General features: G+C 66.2%; 32 protein-coding genes. 29 read left to right on the plus strand and 3 right to left on the minus strand.

Going from position 1 to position 25,902, the window contains the following annotated elements; translation table 11 throughout:
- Window positions 1–55: 55 nt before the first annotated feature.
- The 15 genes from PUN71_RS13875 to PUN71_RS13945 all read left to right on the plus strand — a co-directional run bounded on the left by PUN71_RS13875 (window position 56) and on the right by PUN71_RS13945 (window position 7,800).
- On the plus strand, window positions 56–721 hold the full coding sequence (locus PUN71_RS13875; RefSeq protein ID WP_277798879.1) for a hypothetical protein: 666 nt from the start codon (window positions 56–58) through the stop codon (window positions 719–721).
- The gene (locus tag PUN71_RS13880) at window positions 675–992 is read left to right on the plus strand and encodes a hypothetical protein (RefSeq protein ID WP_277798880.1); all 318 of its coding nucleotides are present in this window, start codon (window positions 675–677) and stop codon (window positions 990–992) included. The genes PUN71_RS13875 and PUN71_RS13880 overlap by 47 nt, the downstream gene beginning before the upstream one ends.
- On the plus strand, window positions 989–1,189 hold the full coding sequence (locus tag PUN71_RS13885; RefSeq protein ID WP_056387535.1) for a hypothetical protein: 201 nt from the start codon (window positions 989–991) through the stop codon (window positions 1,187–1,189). The genes PUN71_RS13880 and PUN71_RS13885 overlap by 4 nt, the downstream gene beginning before the upstream one ends.
- A complete protein-coding gene (locus PUN71_RS13890) occupies window positions 1,186–1,455 on the plus strand; it encodes a hypothetical protein (RefSeq protein WP_277798881.1) in 270 nt (89 codons plus the stop codon). The genes PUN71_RS13885 and PUN71_RS13890 overlap by 4 nt, the downstream gene beginning before the upstream one ends.
- 146 nt (window positions 1,456–1,601) lie before the next feature.
- On the plus strand, window positions 1,602–2,132 hold the full coding sequence (locus PUN71_RS13895) for a hypothetical protein (protein WP_277798882.1): 531 nt from the start codon (window positions 1,602–1,604) through the stop codon (window positions 2,130–2,132).
- A 59-nt stretch (window positions 2,133–2,191) separates the two neighbouring features.
- A complete protein-coding gene (locus PUN71_RS13900) occupies window positions 2,192–2,533 on the plus strand; it encodes a glutaredoxin family protein (protein ID WP_166185630.1) in 342 nt (113 codons plus the stop codon).
- Complete coding sequence (locus tag PUN71_RS13905; RefSeq protein ID WP_277798883.1) at window positions 2,533–3,018, plus strand: hypothetical protein; 486 nt, start codon at window positions 2,533–2,535, stop codon at window positions 3,016–3,018. Before PUN71_RS13900 ends, PUN71_RS13905 begins: the two co-directional genes overlap by 1 nt.
- Window positions 3,015–3,359: a hypothetical protein gene (locus PUN71_RS13910; protein WP_277798884.1), complete on the plus strand. Its 345-nt coding sequence runs from the start codon at window positions 3,015–3,017 to the stop codon at window positions 3,357–3,359. The genes PUN71_RS13905 and PUN71_RS13910 overlap by 4 nt, the downstream gene beginning before the upstream one ends.
- Window positions 3,360–3,561: 202 nt before the next feature.
- On the plus strand, window positions 3,562–3,972 hold the full coding sequence (locus PUN71_RS23100) for a WhiB family transcriptional regulator (protein WP_142133561.1): 411 nt from the start codon (window positions 3,562–3,564) through the stop codon (window positions 3,970–3,972).
- 29 nt (window positions 3,973–4,001) lie between these two features.
- Window positions 4,002–4,316 carry a hypothetical protein gene (locus PUN71_RS13920; protein ID WP_133830755.1) on the plus strand — a complete coding sequence of 105 codons (315 nt, stop codon included), beginning with the start codon at window positions 4,002–4,004 and terminating at the stop codon, window positions 4,314–4,316.
- Window positions 4,317–4,345: 29 nt separating this feature from the next.
- Window positions 4,346–4,798 (plus strand): hypothetical protein, encoded by a 453-nt coding sequence (locus PUN71_RS13925; RefSeq protein ID WP_277798885.1) that lies wholly within the window; start codon window positions 4,346–4,348, stop codon window positions 4,796–4,798.
- Between the two features lie 3 nt (window positions 4,799–4,801).
- The gene (locus PUN71_RS13930) at window positions 4,802–6,103 is read left to right on the plus strand and encodes a replication-associated recombination protein A (protein ID WP_277798886.1); all 1,302 of its coding nucleotides are present in this window, start codon (window positions 4,802–4,804) and stop codon (window positions 6,101–6,103) included.
- A 108-nt stretch (window positions 6,104–6,211) separates the two neighbouring features.
- Window positions 6,212–6,574, plus strand: coding sequence for a hypothetical protein (locus PUN71_RS13935; protein ID WP_277798887.1), 363 nt, complete (start codon window positions 6,212–6,214; stop codon window positions 6,572–6,574).
- Between the two features lie 28 nt (window positions 6,575–6,602).
- Complete coding sequence (locus PUN71_RS13940) at window positions 6,603–6,950, plus strand: hypothetical protein (protein ID WP_133830752.1); 348 nt, start codon at window positions 6,603–6,605, stop codon at window positions 6,948–6,950.
- Between the two features lie 160 nt (window positions 6,951–7,110).
- Window positions 7,111–7,800 carry a class I SAM-dependent methyltransferase gene (locus PUN71_RS13945; protein WP_277798888.1) on the plus strand — a complete coding sequence of 230 codons (690 nt, stop codon included), beginning with the start codon at window positions 7,111–7,113 and terminating at the stop codon, window positions 7,798–7,800.
- Here the strand turns inward: PUN71_RS13945 and PUN71_RS13950 are convergent.
- The gene (locus tag PUN71_RS13950) at window positions 7,797–8,888 is read right to left on the minus strand and encodes a hypothetical protein (RefSeq protein ID WP_277798889.1); all 1,092 of its coding nucleotides are present in this window, start codon (window positions 8,886–8,888) and stop codon (window positions 7,797–7,799) included. The two genes, PUN71_RS13945 and PUN71_RS13950, sit on opposite strands and share 4 nt — an antisense overlap.
- Window positions 8,885–9,583 carry an SDR family NAD(P)-dependent oxidoreductase gene (locus tag PUN71_RS13955; protein WP_056387495.1) on the minus strand — a complete coding sequence of 233 codons (699 nt, stop codon included), beginning with the start codon at window positions 9,581–9,583 and terminating at the stop codon, window positions 8,885–8,887. Before PUN71_RS13955 ends, PUN71_RS13950 begins: the two co-directional genes overlap by 4 nt.
- A gap of 116 nt (window positions 9,584–9,699) precedes the next feature.
- Between PUN71_RS13955 and PUN71_RS13960 the strand changes: the two genes are divergently transcribed.
- The 7 genes from PUN71_RS13960 to PUN71_RS13990 all read left to right on the plus strand — a co-directional run bounded on the left by PUN71_RS13960 (window position 9,700) and on the right by PUN71_RS13990 (window position 14,113).
- Window positions 9,700–10,257: a hypothetical protein gene (locus PUN71_RS13960; RefSeq protein WP_277798890.1), complete on the plus strand. Its 558-nt coding sequence runs from the start codon at window positions 9,700–9,702 to the stop codon at window positions 10,255–10,257.
- Entirely contained in the window at window positions 10,257–11,378 is a 1,122-nt protein-coding gene (locus PUN71_RS13965) for a hypothetical protein (protein ID WP_277798891.1), read from the plus strand. The genes PUN71_RS13960 and PUN71_RS13965 overlap by 1 nt, the downstream gene beginning before the upstream one ends.
- On the plus strand, window positions 11,375–12,013 hold the full coding sequence (locus tag PUN71_RS13970) for a hypothetical protein (protein WP_277798892.1): 639 nt from the start codon (window positions 11,375–11,377) through the stop codon (window positions 12,011–12,013). Before PUN71_RS13965 ends, PUN71_RS13970 begins: the two co-directional genes overlap by 4 nt.
- A 101-nt stretch (window positions 12,014–12,114) precedes the next feature.
- On the plus strand, window positions 12,115–12,561 hold the full coding sequence (locus PUN71_RS13975) for a hypothetical protein (protein WP_283532407.1): 447 nt from the start codon (window positions 12,115–12,117) through the stop codon (window positions 12,559–12,561).
- A 170-nt stretch (window positions 12,562–12,731) separates the two neighbouring features.
- Window positions 12,732–13,259: a hypothetical protein gene (locus PUN71_RS13980; RefSeq protein ID WP_277798894.1), complete on the plus strand. Its 528-nt coding sequence runs from the start codon at window positions 12,732–12,734 to the stop codon at window positions 13,257–13,259.
- A gap of 217 nt (window positions 13,260–13,476) precedes the next feature.
- Window positions 13,477–13,779, plus strand: a complete 303-nt coding sequence (locus PUN71_RS13985) for a hypothetical protein (RefSeq protein ID WP_277798895.1) — start codon at window positions 13,477–13,479, stop codon at window positions 13,777–13,779.
- Window positions 13,772–14,113 (plus strand): hypothetical protein, encoded by a 342-nt coding sequence (locus PUN71_RS13990; protein WP_277798896.1) that lies wholly within the window; start codon window positions 13,772–13,774, stop codon window positions 14,111–14,113. Before PUN71_RS13985 ends, PUN71_RS13990 begins: the two co-directional genes overlap by 8 nt.
- A gap of 70 nt (window positions 14,114–14,183) precedes the next feature.
- Here the strand turns inward: PUN71_RS13990 and PUN71_RS13995 are convergent, their stop codons facing one another.
- A complete protein-coding gene (locus tag PUN71_RS13995) occupies window positions 14,184–14,741 on the minus strand; it encodes a LysM peptidoglycan-binding domain-containing protein (RefSeq protein WP_277798897.1) in 558 nt (185 codons plus the stop codon).
- Between the two features lie 171 nt (window positions 14,742–14,912).
- On the opposite strand from PUN71_RS13995, the gene PUN71_RS14000 reads away from it, so the two are divergent.
- From PUN71_RS14000 to PUN71_RS14030, 7 genes are all read left to right on the plus strand, one after another.
- On the plus strand, window positions 14,913–15,869 hold the full coding sequence (locus tag PUN71_RS14000) for a hypothetical protein (protein ID WP_277798898.1): 957 nt from the start codon (window positions 14,913–14,915) through the stop codon (window positions 15,867–15,869).
- 137 nt (window positions 15,870–16,006) lie between these two features.
- A complete protein-coding gene (locus PUN71_RS14005; RefSeq protein ID WP_277798899.1) occupies window positions 16,007–17,038 on the plus strand; it encodes a hypothetical protein in 1,032 nt (343 codons plus the stop codon).
- A gap of 220 nt (window positions 17,039–17,258) precedes the next feature.
- A complete protein-coding gene (locus PUN71_RS14010; protein WP_277798900.1) occupies window positions 17,259–18,503 on the plus strand; it encodes an AAA family ATPase in 1,245 nt (414 codons plus the stop codon).
- A 103-nt stretch (window positions 18,504–18,606) separates the two neighbouring features.
- The gene (locus PUN71_RS14015; RefSeq protein ID WP_277798901.1) at window positions 18,607–20,298 is read left to right on the plus strand and encodes a hypothetical protein; all 1,692 of its coding nucleotides are present in this window, start codon (window positions 18,607–18,609) and stop codon (window positions 20,296–20,298) included.
- Window positions 20,299–20,445: 147 nt separating this feature from the next.
- The gene (locus PUN71_RS14020; protein WP_277798902.1) at window positions 20,446–22,389 is read left to right on the plus strand and encodes an AAA family ATPase; all 1,944 of its coding nucleotides are present in this window, start codon (window positions 20,446–20,448) and stop codon (window positions 22,387–22,389) included.
- Window positions 22,390–22,495: 106 nt separating this feature from the next.
- Window positions 22,496–22,705, plus strand: a complete 210-nt coding sequence (locus tag PUN71_RS14025) for a hypothetical protein (RefSeq protein WP_133830737.1) — start codon at window positions 22,496–22,498, stop codon at window positions 22,703–22,705.
- Window positions 22,706–23,033: 328 nt separating this feature from the next.
- Window positions 23,034–25,823, plus strand: a complete 2,790-nt coding sequence (locus PUN71_RS14030; RefSeq protein ID WP_277798903.1) for an AAA family ATPase — start codon at window positions 23,034–23,036, stop codon at window positions 25,821–25,823.
- The last annotated feature ends 79 nt before the right edge of the window (window positions 25,824–25,902 follow it).

Raw genomic sequence — 25,902 nt, forward strand, 5'->3', positions numbered from 1 at the left:
GTCGGGGCCGACGCTCCGCAGACCATCAACGACACGACCGACAAGGACATCCGCCATGATCATGACGACCACCGCCCGCCCCGCACCTCCACGCCTGCAGGACCCGCTCGACGCCGTGATGCGCAGCTGCCTGCGCGATGACGCAGTCTGGGCCGAGGTCACCACCACGCCGGCCGGCCTCAACCAGACCGAGCACTGGCTGAAGACCACCGCCTCAAGCATCGACCAGCAGCTCTCATTCCGCCAGGACGACGCCGAGATCTGGCGGCTGTCCCCGCTGGATCACAGCACACAGCTGATCGAGTTCCTCGAGTGGCGCAAGGGCGCGCTCTACCTCAAGAGCCTCTGCGAGAAACGCCTCATCGACATCAAGCGCCTGCGGACCGCCGACGAGGAGCGCGCCGAGGAGATGAAGGTCCTGCTGGTCCGCCTGGCGCAAGCCATCGTCGCCCACGAGGGCGAGCTGATCGGAGACGAGGACCTGTACGGAGCCCTCGACCGGATCTTGCTTCCCGGCGCGGACGCGCCGACCCTGCGGGAGTACCTCCAATTCCGCGACGAAAGGACTGACCCAGACCACACGACCGCAGCCTCGCCGCGGCCGGGTCCCTGTGGGACGGCGGCGCGACGGGGCTCCTCGATCCCGGGCCAAGCGGCCCGGCGGAAAGAACCGCATGACGCCCCAGACCACCACGACCACCGCAGAAGAGCTCGTCCCTGAGATCGAGCAGACCCTGCTCGATTCGCGGGCGGACCGTGCCCTGCACGAACGCCGTGGGGTGCACGAGCACTCCGAGCAGACGGAGCTGAGCGACCACGAGCGCACCGTGATGCTCGACGTCACCCTGGCGCTGCTCATCAGGCATCGGCTGCCCATCGACGCCGACCGCGCCGCGAAGGCGGTGGCCGACGCGCAGACCGTCGATGCCCGCACGTGGGCGGCTGACTGCGCCCGCCACATCGCCCGCGTGGCGGAGGAGAAGAACCCATGAGCCGAAAGCGCAGGCAGCACTACTCCACCGAGGGCTTCCGGCCGTCGGCGAATCCCGAACAGGCGCACTGGATGCGGGAACTCCGCAAGTCCAGTGCGACGCAGCGGCACACCCCCAAGCCCCGCAAGGGCACCCGCCGCGAGCGGGAGCGACAGGCGATCCGCGACCAGCAGCGACACCGAGGAGACCACCCATGACCGACAACAACCGAGGGCCCGCAACCGGAATCGCGCTCGACGCAGAGTCACTGCGCGCCGAGCTGCGGGAGGCCCCGGAGGCCCACGGCCTCGATCCGGAGCAGGCGGCGGAGATCGCAGCGCTCCCGGACGGACAGATCAACAGCTGGATACACGAGCTCGCCGCGCGCGACGACGCCTTCTGGGCGCTTTACGACGGGCTCCGCCGGCGCACCATCGCCCATCTCGCCGAGATGCACAGCACAGCCAAGGACGTGGAGCCGTGAACGCGCCCCTGCCCGACTGGTGGGTCGACGCGACGCCGGACGGCAAGCGCGCCAAGCACCCCGGCAAGCACGAGGTCTACGTCTACGGCCAGCAGCGCGCAGACGGCATGGCGTGCATCGGGTGCAGCTGGCAGCACAGCACGGTCATGTCGACACCAGCAGCCATCGCCCGGCACGACGCCGACCAGCACCTCGAGCATGACCACGGGCTCTGGGTGCCCATCGATCGCGGCCCCCTCGCGGGCACCTGCCCGTGCGGGAAGCCCGGGCTGTACGCCGACTCGGTGCTGCGGACCAAGGTCCGCGCAGTCCTCCAGCAGGCGCAGCCGTGGAGCCCGACACCGGACCAGCTGGCGGATCTGCTCGTCGGCGCGCTCGTGCCCGACCACGGCATCCTCGTGGCCTTTACAGCCAAGCAGCAGACCGAGTCCGACTGGGAGCTGGGCTACAGCGCCTCGTACACCGACCTCGCTGCCCCCGAAGTGCTCGGCCACCGCCTGAGCGAGCGGGAGCTCGCCGAGCTGTACTTCCAGATCGAGGCCATGGGTGGACTCGGCGAGTCCGAGGCCTACCGCGACCTGGACAAGGCCGTCGAGCGCCTCGGCGAGGAACCCGCCCGGCAGCTGCGCGAGCGTGTGGCCCAGCCCGGGCTGTTCGACCTGGAGCCCGACGTCTGAGAGCCAGGGCCTCCACACCACAACGACCCCCAGCAGGGGAGAGAAGGAAACCAAGTCCCATGACCCCCACCACGATCGGCGACCTGCCCCGGACCGCCCACACCGCGCCGAAAATCACCATCTACGGGCCGGCGGAGTGCCCCAACTGCGACAAGGCCAAGAGCCTGTTCGATCGGCACCAGCCCGCGATGCAGTACACCAAAATCGACATCGAGCAGGGCGATGAAAACCACCGCCACATCACCGAAGACCTCGGATACGCCCAAGCACCCGTGATCGTCGTCAAGCTGGCCTCCGGCCGCACCGTCCACTGGGGCGGGCACCGCCAGGACATGCTCACCGCCCTCGTCCGGCTGTGCACCAAGGGCATCGTCCCGGAGGACCGGAAGGCGGCGTCCTGATGGCAGCGGCGCAGCAGCGCCTCGACCTCAGCATCACCGCCGGGCAGGCCGACATCCTGCTCGACACGCTCGTCGACAAATCCGTCGAGACGGACCACTACCTGCTGTCCTGTCTCAAGGACGAGCCCGACAAGACCGACACCTGCTGCGACGCGCACCTGGCCCGGTTCGAGCAGCGCGCACTCCAGCGCAAGGCGCTGCTCGAACGGAAAGCAGAGGTACAGCGCCTCATCGCGCTCATCGAGGCGATCCGGCCGGCGTTCGAGGCTTCCGGGTCCTCCCCGGTAAGCACCACGGCCGTGGACCTGTCCGGCGTGACGCTCGTCTACCGGGACGCGGCAGGCAAGACGCACGAGCAGCCGCTGACCGACATCGGATCCGCCGGGACCCTCATCGACCCCGACAGCGGAGACGACCTCGAGCTCATCGCCGCGCTGGTGGCAGCAGACCCCACCCGAACCGAAACCCAGGGAGCAACCCCATGAGCCTGCACATCGACAGCCTTGCCGACCTCGTCCGCGGAGCTGTGTCCGGCGGCGACACAACCCGGGAAGACTTCGAGCGTGCGCTCGACCAGGCCTTCCCCCGGGATCAGCTCGACCCGTTTGAGGGCACGGGCAGCGAGGAGTACCTCGTCGGATGGACGATCGACCAGGATGCTGCATCGCCCGCTGAGGCCGCCAGCAAGGGCTGGCGGGAGGTCTTCCAGCGCGGACCATGGCAGCCCAGCGCTGACGAGGGCTGCGTCTTCACGGTCTCTCGTGAGGGCCAGCGCGTCGAGATTGACCTCAGCGACGAACACTTCGCGCACCTTTTCAGTGACTAAAAGGAACAGCGGAAGCAGCGCGCGGCGCAGCCGCCCCGGAGTACAGGACGGAAGCCTCGCGCACAGAGCCCCGGAGGAATGGGATCCTCCGGGGCTCTGTGCCCGCACACCCCGAGAACGAAGTACCGACACACGCACGACAACTTCTAGGAGGAGCCACGGTGCACGCACAGCAGAACACCCGCCTCCCGGCCGCACCGTCATGAGCGGCGAGGACCCCGACGAGAAGTGGCGCAGGGATGCCCTGTGCGCAGAAACAGACCCCGACGCGTTCTTCCCGGAGAAGGGCGGCAACACCACCGACGCCAAGAAGGTCTGTGCCCAGTGCGGGGTGCGCGCACAGTGCCTGGATTACGCGTTGAGCGCCGACGAGCGCTTCGGCATCTGGGGCGGACTCAGCACCGCCGAACGCGACCGCCTTATCAAGACTTCACCGGTGGCACACCGTAGCGCCGCCCAGGCGCAAAAGCAGGAACGCGACACCCTCATCGTCGCGATGGCCGGCAGAGGGATCGACCCCCGGACCATCGCCGACATGGCCGAGGTCACCGACCGCACCGTCTACCGGGTGCTCGCCCGGCACAAGGAGCGGGAGGACGCCGTCTCCGCCTGAGCGCAGCACCGTCAATTGAAAGGACCGCCATGCCACTGTTCCCGCGCCGCTTCAGGCAGCAGAACCTGCTGCCCGGGGACGCCTATCCCCCTGAACGGACTACAGGCGCGCCCATGCCGGCCAGGAAACGCGCCGCCATTGACCGCAAGCTCCGCCGGATGGTGAAACAGCATCGGCTCCCGGCCGAGCCGGGAGAGTACCTCGACGCAACGGGCGACCGCTGGACGCTCGACGCCCAAGGCGGCTGGACCGACGCCGGCGGCGTACACCGCGACGCCCGGTACGCGCCGATCATCGCCTTGTTCGTCCACAACTCCGGCCCGTTCACGCGCATCGAGAGTTGATGGCCACCACCGCCGCAAAAGGAGCAACCATGCACCCCCGCATCGAAGACAGCCACCTCGACCCCGGACTCCTGCCGACCGTCAATCCACAGCAGCGCACCGACACCCAGCTCGTCGAGCCGGTGCTCCGGGCCATCCACGCCGCCGTCGCGGACTGCAGCGTGAACGCCGCCCAGGTCTTCGCCGGCCGGATCCACACGCGCAAGAACGAGGAGTGCACGACAGCGTTCGGCCGGCCGCCCAGCGTCGGTCACGCATCTGACGGTGACGACTTCTACTTGCAGATCGGCGTCCGGGTGCCCTCGTACGCAGCCGCACCGGTGCTCGAAGCGATCCACGCCGTCGAGGCCATGTCGGACGCGCAGGCGCTGCGCGAGGCGCGTGCCCGGCTCGCCGAGGCCAGGGCGCGCACCGCCGCGGCACAGAGCGAAGAAGCCCGGGTCGAGGCCGAGATCGCCCGCCTCGAACCAAAGAAGGAGTAGACCATGAGTGCCATCCAACCCCTGGCCGCCCGCATGCGGCCCACCTCCCTCGACCAGGTCGTGGGCCAGGAGCACCTGGTCTTTCCCGGCTCGCCGCTCGAGCTGCTCGCCCAGGGCGAGGGTGCGACCTCTGTCCTGCTTTGGGGTCCGCCCGGCGTCGGCAAGACCACCATCGCCTCGGTGATCGCCCGCCAGACCAGCCGCCGCTTCGTCGAGCTCTCTGCGACCAGCGCCGGCGTAGCCGATGTCCGCAAAACGCTCGCCGGAGCCCAGAAGGCCCTCGACGACGACCTCCAGACGCTCGTGTTCATTGACGAGATCCACCGCTTCTCCAAGGCGCAGCAGGACGTCCTCCTGCCCGCCGTGGAGGCCGGGGTCATCTCGCTCATCGGCGCGACCACCGAGAACCCGAGCTTCTCGGTCAACTCGGCACTGGTCTCGCGCTCAATCCTGCTGGTCCTACGCCCTGTGGAGGACGGCGAGGTCGTGAACCTGCTCTCGCGTGCCCTAGAGGAGGACCCGGTCCTCTCAGCCACCGGGATCGGGTACGCCGACCCCGCGCTGCAGATCATTGCAGTGCTGTCCAGCGGCGACGTCCGCCAGGCGCTGAACCGGCTGGAGACCGCTGTCGCAACTGCGCAGGCCGCAGGCAAGAGCGTCGTCGACCGCGAGGTGCTGGAGCAGGTCACCGGCGCTGCGCTGCAGCGTTACGACCGCGATGGCGACCAGCACTACGACGTCGTCAGCGCATTCATCAAGAGCATGAGAGGCAGCGACCCGGATGCGGCCCTGCACTGGCTGGCCCGGATGATCGAGGCGGGGGAGGACCCGAGGTTCATCGCACGACGCGTGGTGGTGCACGCCTCCGAGGACGTCGGCATGGCCGACCCCTCGGTGCTGGGCATCGCAGTGGCCGCCGCCCAGGCAGTCCAGCTGATCGGTATGCCCGAGGCGCGGCTCAACCTCGCTCAGGCAACGGTCGCAATCGCCACGGCCCCCAAGTCGCCGGCCGTCATCCGCGGCATCGACCAAGCGCTGGAAGACGTCCGGCGCGGCCGGACCGGGAGCGTGCCAGTGCACCTGCGCGACGCGCACTACCCGGGCGCGAAGGGCCTCGGGCACGGAGAAGGCTACTTCTACCCTCACGACTTCGAACATGGAGTTGTCTTGCAGCAATACCTACCCGATGCCGTCCGCGGCACACAGTATTACCTTCCTACCGGCAATGGCTTCGAACAAACCATCGCCAGACGGTTGGCTGCGATCGATCAGATGACCGGGGAGGACAGGAACCCCCTCGACTAGATCGCGGACCAGAGGTAGAACCGTGGCCGCATCATCCTGGATCGTCGCTGCATGGAAAATCACCAGCAAAGTCGTCGGCTTCCACAAGACCTACGAGAGGGGATGAGCATGATCAACGACAACACTGAACGCGCGAGGCAGACCCCGGAGTCCGACAAGCCCAGGACTGTGGACGACCAACTCTCAGCAGATCTTGGTATCGACGTCGCCGCCGTCGAAGCGCAGGCACGGTTGCATCTCGACCTGCTGCGCATGCAGCGCCGCGAGCCCGGCGAACTAGGCTACGTGCTCATCGACCGGGAGTTCCATCCCCGCACAGCTGTCGTCTTCGCATCTCCCACAGAAGCCCGCAGCGCGCTGGAAGGCCACCCTTTGATCGATGCCCTCTGTGAGGAGGACAGCGTCGATGCACGGGTCCCGGATCCGGCCGTTCTCTCCGACCTCGCCTCCCGCGAAGTCATTTTGCCCTGATCGCACGGAATCGCGAAGGAATGGAAACATGACCAACACCGGTATCTTCACCCAATCAGCAGCTTCAGTCCTGCAGGACGTCGAAGAGTTCTACTTCGGTGGCGCGCTTCCCTGGTACCACGGGAGCAAGCTGACAGAGGACGGCTTGCACGTGAGCATCACACTTGACGATCCAGAGTCTGATGACGAGTCCAAGACCAAGGATTACGAGCTGTCGGCTGCCCAAATCAAGGAAGCCTTTCGAAAGGCCAAGCAGAAGGGGTACCACCTCTGCTGCTCTGCCGCCATCGAGTCCGAACAGCTCGGATTCGGCTGCGTCCAAGACCTTGACATCATCCTTCAGACCGCTTGCTACGGCGAGCTGGTCTTCGGCTGACGCCACACCGGCTCGACTTCACCAGTGGAACTACTTCCACTAGGATGCAATCTCAGAGCTACCCAGTGGACACGGACCCCAGCACAGCCGTCCTTGCTCCTTCGTGAAACCACCCTGCTCACCCTCACTTCGCCGACCTCGACCGATAGGCTCCGATCACATGAACGACCAGGAAGTGCGCCGCGGCGCAGGTATCTACAGCAAGCCGGTGCTGGGCTTCTACGACCTGCTCGTCGTGAAGTTCTCCAATTCGCTGGCCTGGCGATGCCCCAGCCAGCTCATGCTAGACCAGTACAACCGTTGCATCGGCACCCGCCATCTCGATGTCGGTCCCGGCACTGGTTGGTACCTCGCCAATGCCGACCTCCCCGAATCTGCTGAGATCACACTCATGGACCTCAACGAAAACAGCGTGGAGCACGCAGCGTCCAGACTCGCCCACACCCACGTAAGCACCAGAGGTGTGACCGCGGACGTCCTCGAACCGATCCCCGAGGCTCTCGGCCAATTCGATTCCATCGCGGCGAACTACGTCTTCCACTGCGTTCCCGGCTCCTGGGCGGACAAGGGCGTAGCTTTCAAACACCTAGGGGAGCGGCTCGCTGCTGACGGTGTGCTGTTCGGCAGTACCATCCTGGGCAGTGGCGTGAGCCACAACCTCATCGGCCGCGGCTTCATGGCCCTGTACAACCGCCTGGGCATCTTTCACAACCGCGAAGACGACGCCGCAGGACTTGAGGCTGCACTGCGGCGAAGCTTCGACCAAGTGAAGGTCGACGTCATCGGTACCGTGGCGGTGTTCAGTGCACGAAATCCGTTGCGAAACGGCGGGGCAGGTGGACTCGACTAAAAGTCGAGCCTGATGACTGCATCCCGCCCTTCAGCCCCAGACCTGACTCCGGTGGCGGTGATGCGCACATTCTGCACGGAACCGTCGACCCGGCGAAGCGCCAGACCCATCGATTGAGAACGAGCGGTATCCCTCGCCGCAGCCGCGATGAACCTATGCAACTCACCTGAAGAGTCAATGGCAAATTCACCAAGGCCGCCGACATACCCGAAGTCTTCCCGACGCCACGATGGCGACGTCATAAGAACATCCAGCGTTGCAGAGTCGACGACGGCCATCGGTTCCTTGGCCAGGGCCATGACTCCGCGAAGCACGTCGTCCACGCGCCCCGCATTGGCGTCTTGCTCGAAGGCCATATCGTGAAATGTCTCCGGGGCCTCGTAACTGAAGCCCTGCAGATAGATCTTGTCGTGATCGGGCTCAATCGGCGGAATCACGCCGACCAGGCGCATGTGCCGACGGTCCTGTGAAGCCGTGCCGTAACCTGTGACGATGTTGTAGGTCAGGCACCGGACCTTGCCCGTTACGCCCATCAGCCCGTCCTGGATGCCGTCGCGGATGAGGCTGTTCACGCGCATCCGGTCGGACTGGTCGATGAGCTCGCTCGCCCATTCCCCGGCTTCCCAATAGCCACTGCGCTGCTGGGCGACGCTTGTATCGACGTCATAGATACGAAACAGGTTCCGGTCCCAGTACGTGCGCCGGCGCAGTGTTGGTTGACCGTCGGCGTCACGCTCGATCTCCCATTCCCAGCCACCGACCAGCGGTGGTTCCGGAAGCGGATCAGCCGCTTTGGCCACGCCGGCGAGGACACCGATCACCGTGGAGGTACGTGGAGAGAAGACGGGCCGTACCTCAACTGCCCACTGCTCGTCCGCATGGGGGACTGTCTCGGAAATTACATTGCCACTGCGCATCACCTGGGCGATGCGGTTCTCATCAAGTAGAAGACGCCTGGGAATTGCACGCGTGGGCTTCCGAGCGGAGACCGGACCACAGGGCTTATCGTCCACCAGAACCAGCTGCTTGCCGTCGCTTCCGCAGAAAAGGCCCCAGGAACCTACATCCAGCTGGACCTGCACGATCAAATACCGCCTGAGACCTGCACAGTGGCCCCCGACATGTAGGTATTCTCCGCGGTGTGAATGATCGCCGAAGCGACTTCATCTGCCGTCCCGAACCGACCCAGCGGGATTCCTTCCAGCATTGCCATCCGTGCCTCCTCAGCAACATCAGCCATCATGTCCGTATCAGTTGCGCCCGGAGCAACAACGTTCACCCGGATGTTCCGGGCTGCGTACTCCCTGGCCATCGATCGTGCAAACGCTTCCAATGCCCCCTTGGATGCAGTGTAATTGCACTGGCCGACAACGCCGTACTTCACGGACATGGATGAAACCAGCACGATCGATCCGCCGCGCTGCCGCAGCATCGGCCCCAGGGCCGCCTTGCAGGCCAGCATCGGCCCGATCGCATTGACCTGCATGACCTCGCTCAGGTCCTCCTCGCTCATCCGCATGAGCAGCTTGTCGCGGGTGATCCCTGCTGCGACGACGAGCACATCCAGACCACCCAGGTCGGCGGCAGCCGCCTTGACGCCAGCTGCGATCGAATTACCGTCACGCACATCCATCTCGAGGGGGAGCACCCCCTCGGGCACGGTCCCCCCGGTACGATGCGTACCCGCCGTCCGGTAGCCGGCGGAGAGCAGGGCTCGAGCCGTGGCTGCCCCGATCCCACGGGTTGCACCGATCACCAGGGCAGTTCTCCCCATGTCGCTCATTTTTTTCTTACCCTCCCAGGTTGTAAAGTTGTGACACGGAACTTTACTGGACTTGTACCCCTTCGTTGACAAACGACAGGCGGTGTCCGCTCTTCTCGCTATTTAGAGGAACGCTGATGCCTGCCTTCATTCCATCCGCTGCGACCGCCGATACGCCTCGGAACGGCCAGCCCCGTCACCCCCTGTTCGCCCGACTGATGCGCAAAGGCGCTGCCAAGGTCGGTCCCACCAGCTGCACCCCGAAGCCCGCTCAGCTCGACCTCTTCGACTGGCCGAACGAGTTGAGCCTCGAAGCACTCGGGAAAGCCATCGCCTCAGCTTGCGGCCTCGAGATCGTGATACGGCCCATCCCGGATGAGATGCGCCATCATGAGGTCAGCGGCCTCACCACTGTGATCGGACGAGTGGCCCACGTCTTCTACGACCCTGAGCTCCCGCCCCTCAACATTGAGCAGACAATCCTCCACGAGTTCGCCCATATCCTGCACGGCGACGTCCGGGCCGACACCGACTGCACCCATCTGCGCAGCATGTTCGACGATCCGGTGGAGAAGCGCGCCGAGACCACCGGCATGCGGCTGATGGATGCTCTGCACCGGAAGCGGCGGGCATCGGAAGAACGCAGCGAGGTCCTCGCCTTCCTGTCCGGATCAAACGAGGACGGTGAGATCTGATGGCTGAGATCATCATTGTCGGTATCACCATGGGCCTGATCATCATCGTCTCTGCCCTGTATCAAGGACGCCGACGCCGGGTTAACCTTCTCAGGGTCACCTGTGCCGCCCTCTTCGTGGCAACGGTCTGCCGTGGCGTGGAGCCGCCCTTAGACGGACCTGCCGTCGACCTCCTCAAGCGCCTTGCCATCCTGACCGCCCAGGTATCCGTGGCGCTGCTCATCCTCACGTTCCGCGCGACTCCGCTTTCACGACGTGCAACCCGGTTCATCTACCTCTTCGCCGGGATCATCGCCCTGGGCGAGGCCGTGCTGGTGTGGTTCATCCCCGTCCATGCCGACGGCACCATCTACGACCGGGTCGACATCGACGCCGCCCTTGCCCGCGGCCAGGCCTGGGCACTGATCTCCTACAACTTCCTGTACCTCTCTGCATTCGCCGCGGCAACTGCCGTAGTTGCCGTCGGCTGTTGGCGGACCATGACGCAGAAGAACCAACCCTTCTCCGCCCGCCTTCCGGTTGCATTCGTCTTTACGGGGGCCATCGGATCTGCCCTGTTCATCGGTTCATCACTCCTGGACCTCTTTGGCAGTCCGGTCGTCGGCGGAACTGAACTGAGGACACAACTCCTCGTCACCGTTGTCAGCTTCTTCTTCCTGGGACTCGCAACAGGGGTCATCCGCCGCATCAGCATAGAAACGCAGGGGAGGCTCGCGCTCCGCCTCGCGCACGAGGTCGTCGTACCTCTGTGGCGAACGACCACCACTCTTCACCCCGACGTAAAGCTTCCGCCCGAAGACAGGCAGGGGTTCGATCAGCTGATGACGCTCTCAAGGCTCACCATCGAAACCCACGACGCGCTCAGACTCATCCGCGAGGACCACGACCCCGCACTGGAACCCCTGCACAGGCAGCACCCCGAGGATCCGCACCTGTCGGCGGGGCTGGTGCGCCATCTCAGCGGCGAGAACGCCGTTCCCAGCCTCGGGTGGTTCACACTCGCCCTGAGCCGGCTCCGCACGCTCAAGCTGAAAGACGACGAAACCCTGGCCGCCTCTGTGCAGAGCCTCTACGAGATCCGAGTGGCGATGAGTGCCATGAATGGGACGGACGGGCGATGACCGGGAACGGAACGAAAATCCGCATCCCCGCGGCCGGCGATCCTGCGGCCCGGGCCGCCCGGATCCTCAGTGACGTGTTCGCGCCCGCTGTGTCCGTATTCCTCATCTGCGTCCTCTGCGGCGTCACAGGCCACCCGCATACATGGGTTGGTCTCGGATGGGGCATCCTGATCGGCTCTTTCTGCGCAGTGATCCCGACAGCAACCATCCATGTCGCCGTGCGGCGCGAGCAGCTCACCGACCGACACGTCACCCGGCGCGATCAACGCTGGTGGGTCTTCCTGGTCTGCGTGGCGTCTGTGCTTGGAGGCATGGCAACGGCGGTGCTGCTGGACGCACCGCCCACGCTGCTGTGGATCCTGCCGACGATGGTCGCCGGGCTCGTCCTTGCCGGGGGAGTGACCCTCCTGGGACCAAAAGTCTCCATGCACGCGTTCTGCTTCACCTCCCTCGTCGTCCTCGCGGCGATGCGGCTCTCGCCCTGGTGGCTGCTCGCCCTCCCAACCCTGCTGCCCGTGGTCGCCTTCGCCCGGCTGAAGCTAAAGCACCACACACGCCTCGAGCTCGCACTCGGATCCGGCCTGGCGGCCGCCGTGATGCTCGGAGCCAGTGCGTACATGCCCACCGCCGGCTAGGACTGCCCGCTGCTCCGGCGCAACGGGAAATGTGCCGATGCCACCGCATTGGAAGATCTTCCACTAGTATGAAGGTGTCGTCGCGTGCACCGTTCGCCTCGATGACTTCATGTCTGAAATCACGAGGAGGATCCAGCTCCGTGACCATCGCCCAGCGACTAGAACGCTTGTTCGCGGAGACGGCGGGACCACACGGTCGCCCCGTCACCCTGCAGGAAATCGTCCAGAGAATGGAGCAGCGCGGCATCTCCTCGATGTCGCTCAGCTACCTGCAGCAACTGCGCAAGGGGGAGGCCCACAATCCCCGCCTGCAGCACCTCCGAGCCCTGGCCGACGCCTTCGACGTCCCCCTGTCCTACTTCCTGGAGGAGAACGAGCCAGACAGCGCAACCGAGCAGGAGCTGACCCCGCAGGAGCGCACCATCGCCCTGCGTGTGCACGGGCTCAGCGACGGCGCACTGGCCAGCATCCGGGCCATTGTGGAGCTGGCGCGCAAGAGCGAGCAGCTCGACGACCCGCCCAAGGGCCCTGATTCCGCTCAAGACTGATCCCGCCGCGGGGTCCCACCATCCTGCGGACATCTTCCTCGTGCCGGCGTTTTGGTATTTGAGTGGAATCTTTTCCACTCCTGTGGCAGGATGGGAACCACAGCCCGGCGATTTCGTACATCGTGATGTCCCGCCGGACTAAGGTGATCACGCCCGTGAAGGAGCATCAGATGGTCGATATGCAGCCCCCCTCCGACGAGTTCCGCGGATTCGACGAGGCCCGGTCGATCATGTGGTGCTACGAAGCCCGCTCACGCACCTATGCCCGTCTGAGCCAGACGGACTTTCTCGCCAACGACGCCGTGGCCGCCGTGCATGTCGAGAACACCTCCCGCGCCGACCGCGTCTTTCTCACCGCCTTCGACCGCTCCGGCGGGATGCTGTTCGGCGACACGCTTTACATCGACGACCCGACACAGCGGCTCGACGTCACACCCGAGTTCGACCACGACTTCACCGGTATGACCGTCGCCGCTGGCTCCGAACTTGAGGAAGCCGTCGAACGCGAGAACGGCTGGGTCGTCAACCTGGATGCCCTGCGCGACTACGACCCGCTGGAGGACCGCCGGACCACGCAGCGCGCGGTGCTCCTGGCGCACCTCGGAGACATGATGGCCAGCGGCCAGGCCCGGGGTTTCCTCTTTGACAAGCACGACGCTGCCGAGGATCCCGGTGAGGCCGACACCGACGCCGCCTGAGCGCGGCGCAGCACTTCTTCCGGCGCTCGATCGACCCCGCCCGGCTTCGGCCGAGGCGGGGTCTTTTGCTTCCCTGGGGAACCGGTGGAAAAGACCGTGGACCGGCTCACGCCGGTCCCGGGGGTCGTTCCGTGGTGGTCGCAGCCGCGCGGTGCGCGGCGCGGCCACCGTTACCGAATCGTCTGTTCTTGAGAGCCACGACCCACAGGAGTAGCCCATGACCGTCCCTCTCCGCGCAGCCCAGCTGCCCGTCAAGTACGAACGGGCCGAAGGCTCCGCCCGGCACGGCCAGACCATCTACGAAGTCGCCGGCTCCGGGCTCTACCAGGTGACTGTGGCCAGGGAAGAGTTCGCCGTCTCGACGCTCACGCAGTCGGGATGGACGGAGCTGATCACGCTCGACGAAGGCGACGGGGTCTCGAACGTCCTGGAGGCCATGCAGATCTGGCTGGACATCCAGACCCCGACGCCCCCGGCCGGCGACAGCGCCGTAGAGCAAGGCGGCGGTGCCGATGACTGACCCGACCGGAACGATGGCAAGCCTCACCGAGAAGGCCGCAGCCGCTGTCGTCATCTCCTGGGGCCTCACCCATGAGGACCGGGAGTCCGCCCTCGCAGCCCTCGGCTGGGCCCAGGGCGCGGCGATCACCCACGAGGACGCCTTCCGGGCCTTCACCCGGGCCCTGATCGACGAACTCGGCGTGCCGGACCTCCTCGCCGCCAAGATCGAGCTGCTCGCCGAGTACAAGCTCGACTACCCCCAGGACTACGCGCCGGACGACGTCGCCCGCATGCAGGCCGAGCTGGCGCGGCTGCGATCGCTGCAGCAGATGCTTGCAGGACCCGCCGACTGACCGTTTCCGGACACAGCAAAAGGCCCGGACTGCGCTGAAGGTCGGCGCAGTCCGGGCCCCAGGCCTGCTCTCACGCCGTGGGCGGGATGAGCAGCGAGGCCCCGGCGTAGATGAGATTCGGATCCTGAATCCGGTTCTTCTCGACCAGGGCCCCGATCGGCACTCCGGTCTCCGCCGAGATCTCCGTGAGGGTGTCACCCCACTGGATCACGTACACCCGCGGCTGTGGCTTCGGCTCGGGGACCTGCGCCGGCTTGTCCTCGTCGCCCTTGCCCGACGTCGAGGTGCCCGAACCCTGGCCGTCCGCAGAGCTGCCGTTACCGGCCTTGGCCTCGAAGGCGTCCGGGACCCCGTTGCGGTCCCGGTCCGGCAAGGTCACCGTCACGGTGCCCTCCTCGTGCTGGGAAGCTGCCGCCGCATCGCTTGCCGGGCTCCGGTCAGCAGTGAGGAGCTGAGTCGCGCCCCAGCCGGCGAACAGCAGCGCGCCACCGGCCATGATCCCGGCGGCCAGCACCGGTCCACCGCCATAGCCCAGGGGCCCAAGCCGGTCCCGCCGCTGCACCGCCACCCGGGCCGGGGGAGCCGCATCAGCGACCTTCTCCTCGGGCCTGTGCATCGTATCCGTCATCCCTGTCCCTCTCTATCCAGCTCACCATTTGTGACCATTCGAGTCCTCATGCACATTCTACTCGTAGTCCAGTGCATCTTGATAGAATAGGAGAAGGGATAGACGAGTCATAGACCAGTCCGACAGGCCGCCACGAACCACCGAATCACTCAACAGAAGGAACCCACCACCATGGCCAACTACTCCATCTCCGCCAACCAGCTCACCGAGGGCACCAGCGTCTTCATCCGCGGCAAGCTCGCCTTCGCCCGGCTGACCAGCCTCATCGAGGGTGCTGCCCTCGCCGCCAGCGACCAGCGCAAGGTCCAGAACGGCATGAGCCCCGTGGGCAAGCCGCACACCACGGCGACGATCACCGAGGCCGAGGTGCAGTTCGCCGACCCGGCGAACCCCACGGTCGAGGAGCAGTTCGTCTCCGAGCGCCGCTACACCTCGAAGAAGAACCCGGCCTCGGGCGCGAACTACTCGATCGACTCCAAGGGCACGAACCTGCCGATCATCGCGATCCCGTCCGAGAAGGGTGATGGCACCTACGACCAGGACACCTCCGACCAGGAGCTGGCACAGGGACTGGACGTGACGCTCGTGCTCCGCGTCTACAAGCCGAAGAACTTCGCCAACCGCGGCCTGTCGCTCGACCAGGTGATTGTGCACGAGACCCCGCGCTACTACAACGCCGGCGGCGTCGCCAGCGGGGAGCTCGCGGCCCGCGGCATCGTCTTCAACGCCCCGCCCCGCGCGGTCCAGGCCCAGCCGGGCTCGGGCTCCGCCGTCGGCAACGGCGAGGAGCCGGTCGCCACCGAGGTCGAGGACGGCTTGTCCTTCCCGGCCCCGCAGCCCGCCGTCGCGGCTTCAGTCGCGGCTCCGGTCCCCGCCCAGGCCCACGCGCAGGTCCTGACCGAACCGGTCGCGGTGACTCCGCAGGCGGCCCCTGCCGTGGCTCCGGTTGCCGCCCCGGTCCCCGCGGTGCAGCCGCAGCAGGAGACGCCCGAGCAGAAGCTCGCCCGCCTCGAGCGTGAGAACGCCGAGTTGAAGAACGCGGGTTCGGCCGTGGGTGCTCCCGCCGGCCAGGGCCCGTGGGGCGGCTCCGGCGATGCCCAGCAGGCCGGAATCACCTACCAGGGCTGATCCAAGGCCGATCCGACCGACCGAACCCCCAGACGAGACCCCCGTGCAGGCATCCATGCCGTACGGGGGTCTCGTCTTTCAGGGCCGGAGTGCAACCCGGCCCTGTTTTCATCCGCTCCCGACAAGAAGGCATTGATGTGACCGCCGTCGATCCCCGCGCGATCTTCCCCAGCTTCTATGACAACCCCGCGATTCGCGCCCTGGCGACCGCCTGCCGCTGGACCATCTCCGGCCGGCTCGGCGAGCTCGACGACGAGGACTCCGACCGCAAGGCACCGATCGATGTGCGGCACCTGCTCGACGGCTGCAATCCGGGCTGCCGCCACGCAGGCCCCCTGCGCGGAGCTTTCGCCCTGGACGCGACCTGCCTGCTCACTCTCGACCAGCTGGCTGACACACTGCCGAACGCGGCGAACGCTGCCTTCTACCTGCAGGCCCCCTCCGACGGTCTGATCGTGATCGACGTCGAGCCCGGTTGCCCGCCGGACGTGGCCGCAGACATCCTGCGCCTGCCCGGAATCCTGTACTCGGAGCTGTCGATGTCGGGCCGGGGCTTCCACCTGGTCGCCCCGCTGCCTGCCAACCTCCACGACTTCCCGATCGCCGCTGACAAGCGCGTCCTGCGCGAGGAGCACGGCTGGTACGAGATCCTCCTGGACCATTGGTGCACGTTCACCCGCAACCCGGTGCCGCAGCGGATCGTCGAACACGTTGCGGCGCGACCAGCCTCCGACCGGTTCTCTTCGGTGGCGGACCTGTATGCAGACCTCGCCGCCAAGGCCAAGCCAAGCATCAGCATCCCCTCGACCGCCGTCGGCACGGACGGCGAAATGCCCGACATCCCGTACGCCGAGGCCATCGTCGAGCAGACACTCGCCGGCTCCCGCGACCGGCTGAAGACGCCCGAGGACTTCGACAACGACCGCTCCCGCTGGGAGTTCTCCGTCCTGGGTGTCCTCTACACCGGCATGCAGCTGCCGTTGCGCACCTACCGGTCCTTCGGCGCGCAGTTCTCCTCCGGTGACGAGGCCTGGCTGCTGTACAAGACCTCGCTGGCGGTGATCGAGCCTCGGCCCAAGCACGCCCAGATGCGCAACGGCAGGCCGTTCCTGCTGGACCGTGCCGCTGCCCTGGTGGCGGCACGGGAAGCCTCCGCCGAGGCGGGGTGAACCTTTGGGGGTTGCCCATCGGTTTGGCGGTGGAACAAGGACTGGATCGGGCGGAGCCCGATCGGGGATGGGGAGGCGGTGGGCTTCTGAGCCCGACCGCCCCCGTCACCGGGCCTTGTGGCCCTGCTTCCGACATGTCCCGTACGGCGCTCAGCCCTGCCGTGGGTCCGTCTCCCGTCTCACCTGCTCACAGCTCACCCACGACCAGAAAGACATTCCCATGAAGTTCAACGACACCCTGACGACTCTGATCCAGCAGTCCCTCGAGGTCGGGGCCACGCCCGCGCTCATGGGCGAGCCCGGTATCGGCAAGTCCTCCTTCGTCGAGGCTCTCGCCTACTCGATGGGCACCAAAGCCTTCGTCCTGCCCTGCAACCAGCTCGCCGACAAGGCCGACCTCACCGGCGCGCGCCTGGTGCCCTACGAGAAGACCGACGGGACACAGTCCTACAAGCAGGTCTTTTACCCGCACCAGGTCATTCAGGAGTGCATCGACTACGCGCTGGAGAACCCGCGCGAGTGGCCGATCCTCTTCCTCGACGAGATCAACCGCACGACCTCCGACGTGACCTCCGGCGCGCTCACCCTGGTGACCCTGCGGCGCATGGGCCACATCGAACTGCCGGAGAACGTGCGCCTCATCGTGGCGGGCAACGACAAGGGCAACGTCACGACTCTCGACGAGGCCTCGCTGTCGCGCTTCGCGATCTTCCACGTCGAGCCCGATGCGACAACCCTCATGTCCGTCCTCGGTGACGCGCTCAACCCCTGGGTGAAGAAAGTCCTCACCCAGCACCCCGGACTCATCTTCCAGAAGTCGACGCCGAACTCCATCGTGGCCGACGGCCGCGATGACGACGATGACGACGGCAACGTCACCATGGCCGAGCTGTTCGACGGCGGCGAGGAGATGAACCAGCTCACCACGCCGCGCACCATCGACCACCTCTCCCGGTGGCTGAACCGCGTCGACCGCCAGGAGCTGGCAAGCCACCTGGCGACCCCGGTCCAGATCGGCGGCCGCGACACCTCGCTGCTCAACGAGGCGATCGAGGCCTTCACCGGCGACACCATGTTCACCACCCAGCTCGTGGCGGTTATCGCCGAAGACCTCGCATCGAACTCGGGCGGTCCGGCACACAACCGCGTCAACGTGCCCAAGCCGAACTGCTACACGACCCTCAAGTCCGCGGGCACGGTCACCGACCTCGCCGCGCAGATCTCGGGCCTGACCCAGAACGAGGTCTCCGGCTCGCTGCTCTACGCGATGAAGGAGAAGGAGGACAACTCGCGCCTCATCGAGCAGCTGGCGCAGGCCGCCGTCCAGATTGAGCCGGAGCACACGCGCACCCTGTTCGAGCTGGTGACCACCGGGCAGTTCGACCGGCAGAACCTGGAGGCCTTCCTCGAGGTCGACTCGCCGATCGTGGCCGCGGTCAAGCCGTCCCTGTCGGCCTTCCTCTGAGCCGACCCGGCACCGGGCGGCGGGGGACGCCACCGGCTCCGTTCCGGAGCGTCCCCCGCCATCCCACGACACCCGTCGCCTCAGACCGCATTAGGAGACCACGATGACGATCACCGTCACGAACCAGAAGCCGGCGGTGCTCGACGCCCTGCACACGATCTCGTGCACGGGCGACTACGACCCCATGCCGGCCATCCAGAAGGTCCTGGTCGACCCGCTGCTGGAGCCGCTGAACCCCAGCGCTCCGGCGAGCATCGTCGACGGCTCGGGCCACGACATCACCGGCGACGTCCTGGACATCATCATGCGCTGCCTCGGCGAGACGATGGACCCGGCCGCCGAGAAGAACGCCAAGGCGCTGCTCGGGCAGACCATGGTCAGCTATGACCAGGGCACGCCCCTGCCGGTGGGCGAACTGTTCGCTGTCCAGGCCGGGCAGCAGAACAAATGGCCCGCGCCGTCAGCCCGGGTCCTTTACTCAGCCCAGAACGATGTCATCCCCGCGGCCAAGGGCCTGCTCGCAGGCTCCGCCGACGAGAGCGCCTTCTTCGCCTCCGTCGCCTACACCTACCACCCGAATACCCTCGGGTTCTGGTTCCAGTCCTCTGCCGCGTTCGACGGCTTCAAGATCTGGCTGAACCAGCAGGTGCAGACGATGGCCGGCGCGAACGCGATGCCGGCGGACACCCTCCGGCTGCTGAACGACTTCGCGAACCTCTCGCTCAAGGGGCTGACCGAATCGCTGCTGCTGCGCAAGGACGACTCCGACGGCAACGACGAGTTCTCTTTCGCCCGGCTGGTCATCCGCATGCTGATGACTTACGTCGACCAGCAGCGCAAGGCCGCCTCAACAGGCGCGGCCGCCCTCGACACCGGCATCATGCCGTTTACCGTCGGGGAGCTGTTCTGCCCGCGGTCGCTGGTCCTGGTCAACGTCGAGGCCCACGCCCGCGCCACCGCCGCAAAGGTAACGGGGGAGTGGAACCTCATCAACCAGTCCCTCGCCTCACCCGTGAAAGTCGTCTCCAACGCCGCGCTGTCCAAGCTGACCTCGCTCCCGCGAGCAGCTGCCAGGGCCGCTGCCATGGGCGCACGTCAGCAGCCGGGACAGCCGGGCTCGCGCTCGGCCCAGGTGAAGTTCCGCAAGGCCCCGCCCACGAAGCTGGACCTGTTCAAGGACATCACCCGGGTGCTCAAGCGTATGGGCAAGGTCAACAAGTCCCAGAACGTCTACCGGACGACGAAGACGACCTTCCTCAAGGCCAACCGCCGCAACCCGGACGACTTCAACAAGCCGGGCCGGATCACCTCGGTGCAGTACATGCCCGACCTGCACGTCTTCATCGACACCTCCGGGTCGATCTCCGAGGAGAACTACCAGGAGGCGGTGCTGATGCTCATCCGGATCGCCAAGAAGCTCAACGTCAACCTGTACTTCAACTCCTTCAGCCACATGCTCTCCCAGGAGACGCTGCTGAAGGTCGAGAACAAGTCGACGCGGCAGATCTGGCAGGAGTTCCGGAAGGTGCCCAAGGTCACCGGCGGCACCGAGTTCAAGCAGGTGTGGGACTACATCAACGCCTCCCCGGTGCGCAAGCGCCGGCTGTCGCTGATGATCACCGACTTCGAGTGGTCTCCGCCCTCGAGACGCGAGGAACACCCGCCGAACCTCTACTACGCCCCGTGCTCGGCCATGGACTGGAAGTACATGGTCCGTTCCGCCGAGGCGTACGCGAACGGCATGCAGCACATCGACCCGAGCATCCGGCAGAAGCTGCTGGGCATGGTCCTCTGATCCTGCTCCCGGCCACAGGGGAGACGCCGACCGGCCGAAGCGGCCGGCGTCTCCTCCTCCCTCAGACCTACCCGTAACCCTGCCGGGCATCCCGGCGCGCCCACCCAGCGCGCCGCCCGGCGAACCCCACCGAAGGAGGGACCCGCGATGGGCCTCAACAACTTCACGTCGGGCTCCGACGACGACACGAACAGCGGCGGCACGCCTCCGAGCTTCCCGCCCATGGGCGGCATCCCCAGCCAGGGCGGCCAGTCCGACGACGCCGTCAAGGAGCTCCTCGTCGACTACAACGAGAAGTTCAAGAACGCCGACCCGACGATGTTCCGCGACGCGCTCATCGAGCAGGTCCTCTCCGTCCTGATCAGCCGGAACAAGCCGAACGTGCTCCTGAAGGGCTCCGCCGGCGTTGGTAAGACCCGGATCGTCGAGGACATCGCCCGCCGGATCGCCCTGGGCGACACCCTCATCCCCGACCAGCTCAAGGGCTTCACCGTCTACGAGCTGCCCATCACCAACCTCGTCGCCGGCTCCGGCATCGTCGGGCAGCTGGAGGAGAAGGTCCAGGCCGTCATCGACTTCGCCTCAGACCCCAAGAACAAGGTCATCCTGTTCATGGACGAGATCCACCAAATCACCGGTGGATCCACCTCCCACACCGACTCGGTGCTGCGAAAGGTCTCGCAGGTGCTCAAGCCTGCCCTGGCCCGGGGCGACATGCGCGTCATCGGTGCCACCACCTCCACGGAGTCCCGGGCCTTCGACGACGACCGTGCCTTCGCGCGGCGCTTCACCCCGCTCATCGTCGACGAACTGACCGTCGAGCAAACCCTCACGGTGCTCGGCAGTGTCCGTCCGGGCCTGGTGGCGCACTACCGCCACCAGATCGCGGTCTCCGACGACGTCCTGGCGGAGACGGTCCGGATCGCGGAGGAGAACTCCCGTGCCGGGCAGCACCGCCCCGACAGCGCCATCACGCTGCTGGACCGGGCGATGGCCGACCGTGTGCTGGAGCAGAAGAAGCTCATCGTCCAGGCCGAGGCAGCCGGAGACACTGCACTCGTGAACACCCTGCGGTCGATCCCGCAGGTGCCGCTGACTACGAAGCGCGTCCTGGACGTGGCCAAGCGTCTGATGACCGGAAACGCCCAGCGCCCGGAGTTCGACGTCGCAACCCTCCGGGCGACCCTGCTGGGCCGCCTGCGCGGACAGGACGACGTGCTCGAGAAGCTCGTGGACCGCCTGGCCCGCGAGGAGCTGGACCTGTTCCCGACGTCGACCCCGACAACCTGGATGCTCGCCGGAGCCTCGGGCGTGGGCAAGACCGAGACCGCGAAGATCATTGCGGAGCAGATGACCGGCACCGAGCCGATCATTCTGAACATGACGGAGTTCCACACTCCCTCGGACACCGCGAAGATCGTCGGGGCACCTCCCGGCTACGTGGGCTCGGACTCCAACCGCGAGCTGCCGTTCGACACGCTCGAGTCCAACCCCCACCGGGTGATCCTGCTCGACGAGTTCGAGAAGGCGGACAAAGCCGTGCAGCGGCTGTTCCTCTCGGCCTTCGACGAGGGCTACATCCGCAACGCCCACGGCAAGGTGCTGGACTTCTCCAAGGCGCTGGTGATCTGCACGACCAACGCAGCGCGGGAAGCCCTGAACCGCAAGCCGGTCGGCTTCGGCTCGGCCCCGCCGGCGGTCTCCCACCGGTCCCTGACCAAGGAGCTGGCTCAGTTCTTCGACGCAGAGCTGCTCGGGCGGTTCTCACTCGTCGTGGGTTTCAACCCGGTCGACGAGCAGGCCTACCGGGAGATCCTCGCGGCGGAGTACACCCGCCAGCGCGAACGGATCCTGGACGCCAGGCCCCGCCTGGGCCAGACGCTGCCCGCGTCGATCCCCGACGACGAGCTGCGTGCCGTCGCCGAGGAAACCTACGTCGACTCCCAGGGTGCGCGTCCGGCCGGCAAGGCCGTGCGCGTATGGATCGAGGACCGGCTGCTCGCCACCCAGGCTGCGTCGGCTGCGTCGACTGCGTTCATCCCATCCGCAGCCGCCGTCTCCGACGAGCCGGAGGCGCTGGCCGTCGATTGATCCGGCACCACACTGCGTTCGAGCGCCCCTTTCCCGGATACCCGGGGTGGGGGCGCTCGTGCGTGCGCGCACCGCGTGCGAACACAGGAAGAAGGACGTCACTGCCATGACCACCACGACCACCACCGCCGTCGGCACAGTCCGTGCGGCACAGCCCGAAGACAGGAGCGAGCAGATCTGCGACGACGCACTGCTGCTGGTCTCCGCCCACTCCGCGGACGCGGCCGACTGCCGTGATCTCGCACTCATGCTCGGCCTTGTCGAGGTGGACCCCTCCGGGTCCGTCACCAAGGCCAATCCCTGGAACGCCGACTGAAGGTGCTTCCCGCCGGGCCTACCCAAGAGGTGAGCCTGCGATTGACCGCCGCGCGCATGGGTAGCGCGCGGTGTCCGGGTCCGCGGGGCTGACGCCGCCGCGCCCGGATTCATGGGCCTCACGGCCCCTGACGGGTGGGTTGAGAGGAGCGCGGGAGGGCTCGTCGCCAGAGGCGAGCCCTCCCGCTCTCATGCCCGCGCCCGTGACCCAAGCGCTCGTCTACGAGCATTCGACTGACCATTCGTCTCCTGTGAGAATGGTCTATGTGGCTTCCATTCGACAAACCCTCTCGACCCGCCTACTGATTCGTTCGAAGAAAGACGACACCATGCCTATTCTGCTTGACGACATCGACCTTTCCGCAGCCGCCGTCGCTGCCCAGAAGACCGTCGACCCGAAGTTCTTCTCCTCGCGCCTGACCGGGTCCGGCAAGAAGACCGGCCTGCTCAATGAGAGCCTGCGGCCGATCAACACTGCGACCAACACCGCCTACGCGGTTGACCGCGACATCGAGGTCAAGCAGAGTTCGACCCACCACGACATCACCACCGCGCTGGTGCCGCTGGCCCCGATCACGCGCCGCTCCCTGCTCTCGGGCGGATCGTTCACGCTGCCGGTACCGCATGTCGATGACCGCTTCGAGCTCGACATCGCCACGCCGACCAACTCCTGGGACGTGCACTTCGACATGACCCCCCAGGCCCTGACCGTGTACGAGGACAAGTCCGGCGACAAGATCCGCCGTGACCTGGTGATCCAGTACCGCCTGGAGCTCTACTTCCTCAAGCAGGGCTTGGCCGAGCCCGAGCGTGCCGTATCGGTGTCCCGCTCCATCGGCTACGGCAACCACGACGCGGCGGTGTTCCTGCAGTGGGACACCAGCCCCGCAGAGAATGCCCGCGACGTCATCGAGGATGTGCTCTCGGCCGCAGGGTTGAGTGCCACCAACCTCGACAAGCTCGCCGACTGGATGGACGAGTACCCGATCTACGAGCGCATCACGCGCCTGGCCCAGATCTGGGACTCCGAGGCCATCTCGGACACCGTCTGCCAGTACGTGCAGGACATGCCGGCCAGCCCCACCGAGGAGCAGCTGAACATGCTCGCGGTGCAGCTGCGCTACCTGGAGAACTACAACGTCCCGCTGGAGGCCTACCGCCGGATCCACCAGCAGCTGGACACCACGTTCTCCGCGCCGATCGCGGCGAAGCTGTCCAAGCAGAACCTCAGCCTGCTGATGAACCACACCCTCGACCACCTGGAGCGCATGAAGGGCCAGCTCATCACGCCGCCCCAGCCGGCCACGGCCCCGGTCTTCCCGCCGCACCTGTCCAAGCAGCAGCTCGACGCGCTCAGCACGCACGAGCCGCTCGTGATGACGCAGGCCGGCGCGGGCACAGGCAAGTCGACCGTGATCCTCGAGCGCATCAAGTACCTCGAGACCTGCGGGGTGCCCGCCAGCGACATCACCGTCCTGTCGTTCACCAACGCCGCGGCTGACAACATCACGGAGAAGAACCCGAACGTCGGCTCGATGACGATCGCCAAGATGATCATCGACATCTATTCGATGAACCACCCCACCCACAAGGTCTCGGCCATCGACACGATCATCAACTCGATCGACATCTTCTACCCGAACAGCCAGTTCGCGGCGACGTTCCGACACCGCCTGCTGGAGGTCGACCAGAACAAGACCGGCGCGTTCACGGCCCTGAACACCTTCGTCGAGAACCACTTCGACGAGGTGATCGCGCTGCTCGACCGCATCGAGCAGACCTCGCTGGAGCTACAGATCATCATCTGCTACCAGAAGATCGATGACATGTCCGAGCCTGCCCACGTGCAGAGCAAGTACCTGATCATCGACGAGGTCCAGGACAACTCGGTCTTCGAGTTCATCTACGTGCTGAAGTACATCACCAAGCACGCCCAGTCGCTGTTCATCGTCGGCGACGCCAGCCAGACGCTGTACGAGTTCCGCTCGGCCAACCCGAGGGCGCTCAACACGCTGGAGGGCTCGGGGGTCTTCGCGACCTTCCGGCTCACGACGAATTACCGGAGCAACCAGGAGATTCTCGACTTCGCGAACGTCGTGCTTGGCGGTCTGGAGACCAACCAGTTCGCCAACATCCAGCTGCAGGCCAACTCGCTGGCGGTGCCCACGGCCGACTCCTTCCAGGAGAAGGTCACCCTCAACTACCACGAGGTGGCCCGCCTGACCGGCTTCATCGCCAACGACCTGCAGCCGCTCGTGCGCAACACGGTGATCCCGGAGTACGTTCAGGCCTGCCTGGACCGCGGCGAGCAGGTGGCCTTCCTGGCCTACGCCCGCCGTGAGGTGGCGCTGATCCAGGAAGTGCTCGAGAAGGCCTACCCGAACAAGCACGTGGCCTCGCTCGTCAGCGACCGCGTCTACGCCACGGACATCTTTTCGAAGTACATCAAGTTCTTCTGGAACGACGTCCTGCAGGTGCAGCCGGCCAACGCCTCGTTCGTGGTCTCCCAGGGGATCAAGGACAACATGGGCAAGCTGACGAAGAATGCCGGAAACGTCAACGTCGAGAAGGCAATCCTGCGCACCATCTCCGAGTGGTGGGTCGAGAACAGCGCCGCGATTAACGGCTGGGTGGCCCTGTGCAACCAAGGCAGCCTGCCTGCGAACGTGTTCTTCGACCGGCTCCGCGACAACCTCCTGTCCTTCGAGATCACGCGCAACCAGCAGAAGCTGAACGTGAACAAGCAGAAGAACCAGGAGCGCAAGCGGAAGAACCTCGAGTCCAAGGCCGATCTCGTCGTTTCGACGATCCACGGTGCCAAGGGCCTCGAGTTCGACAACGTCGTCGTCCTCTACAAGGAGGACGCGAAGATGACCCAGGACACCAAGCGGATGTTCTACGTCGCGTTCACACGCGCCATGAAGAGCCAGTACGTGCTCTCCTACGGCACGGCGAAGAACCCGCCGATCCAGAGCAGCTACGAGCAGATCGTCAACGCCCTCACCGAGCGTGACGAGAAGAACGCGCAGCGCACTGCGGGCATCGACCCGACCCTTCTGGTCGACGACGAGGACGCCGGTACCGCCGGCGACCAGCAGCAGATCGCAGAAGCCGTCTGACCGACGGCACCGGCGCGGGCGCTCCACCTCCACGAGAGGTCCGGAGCGCCCGCGCCTCCTGCTTCCCATCCCACACACA

Origin of the sequence: Arthrobacter sp. NQ7 (assembly GCF_029581595.2) — a bacterium.
Classification (GTDB): Bacteria; Actinomycetota; Actinomycetes; order Actinomycetales; family Micrococcaceae; genus Arthrobacter; species Arthrobacter phenanthrenivorans_B.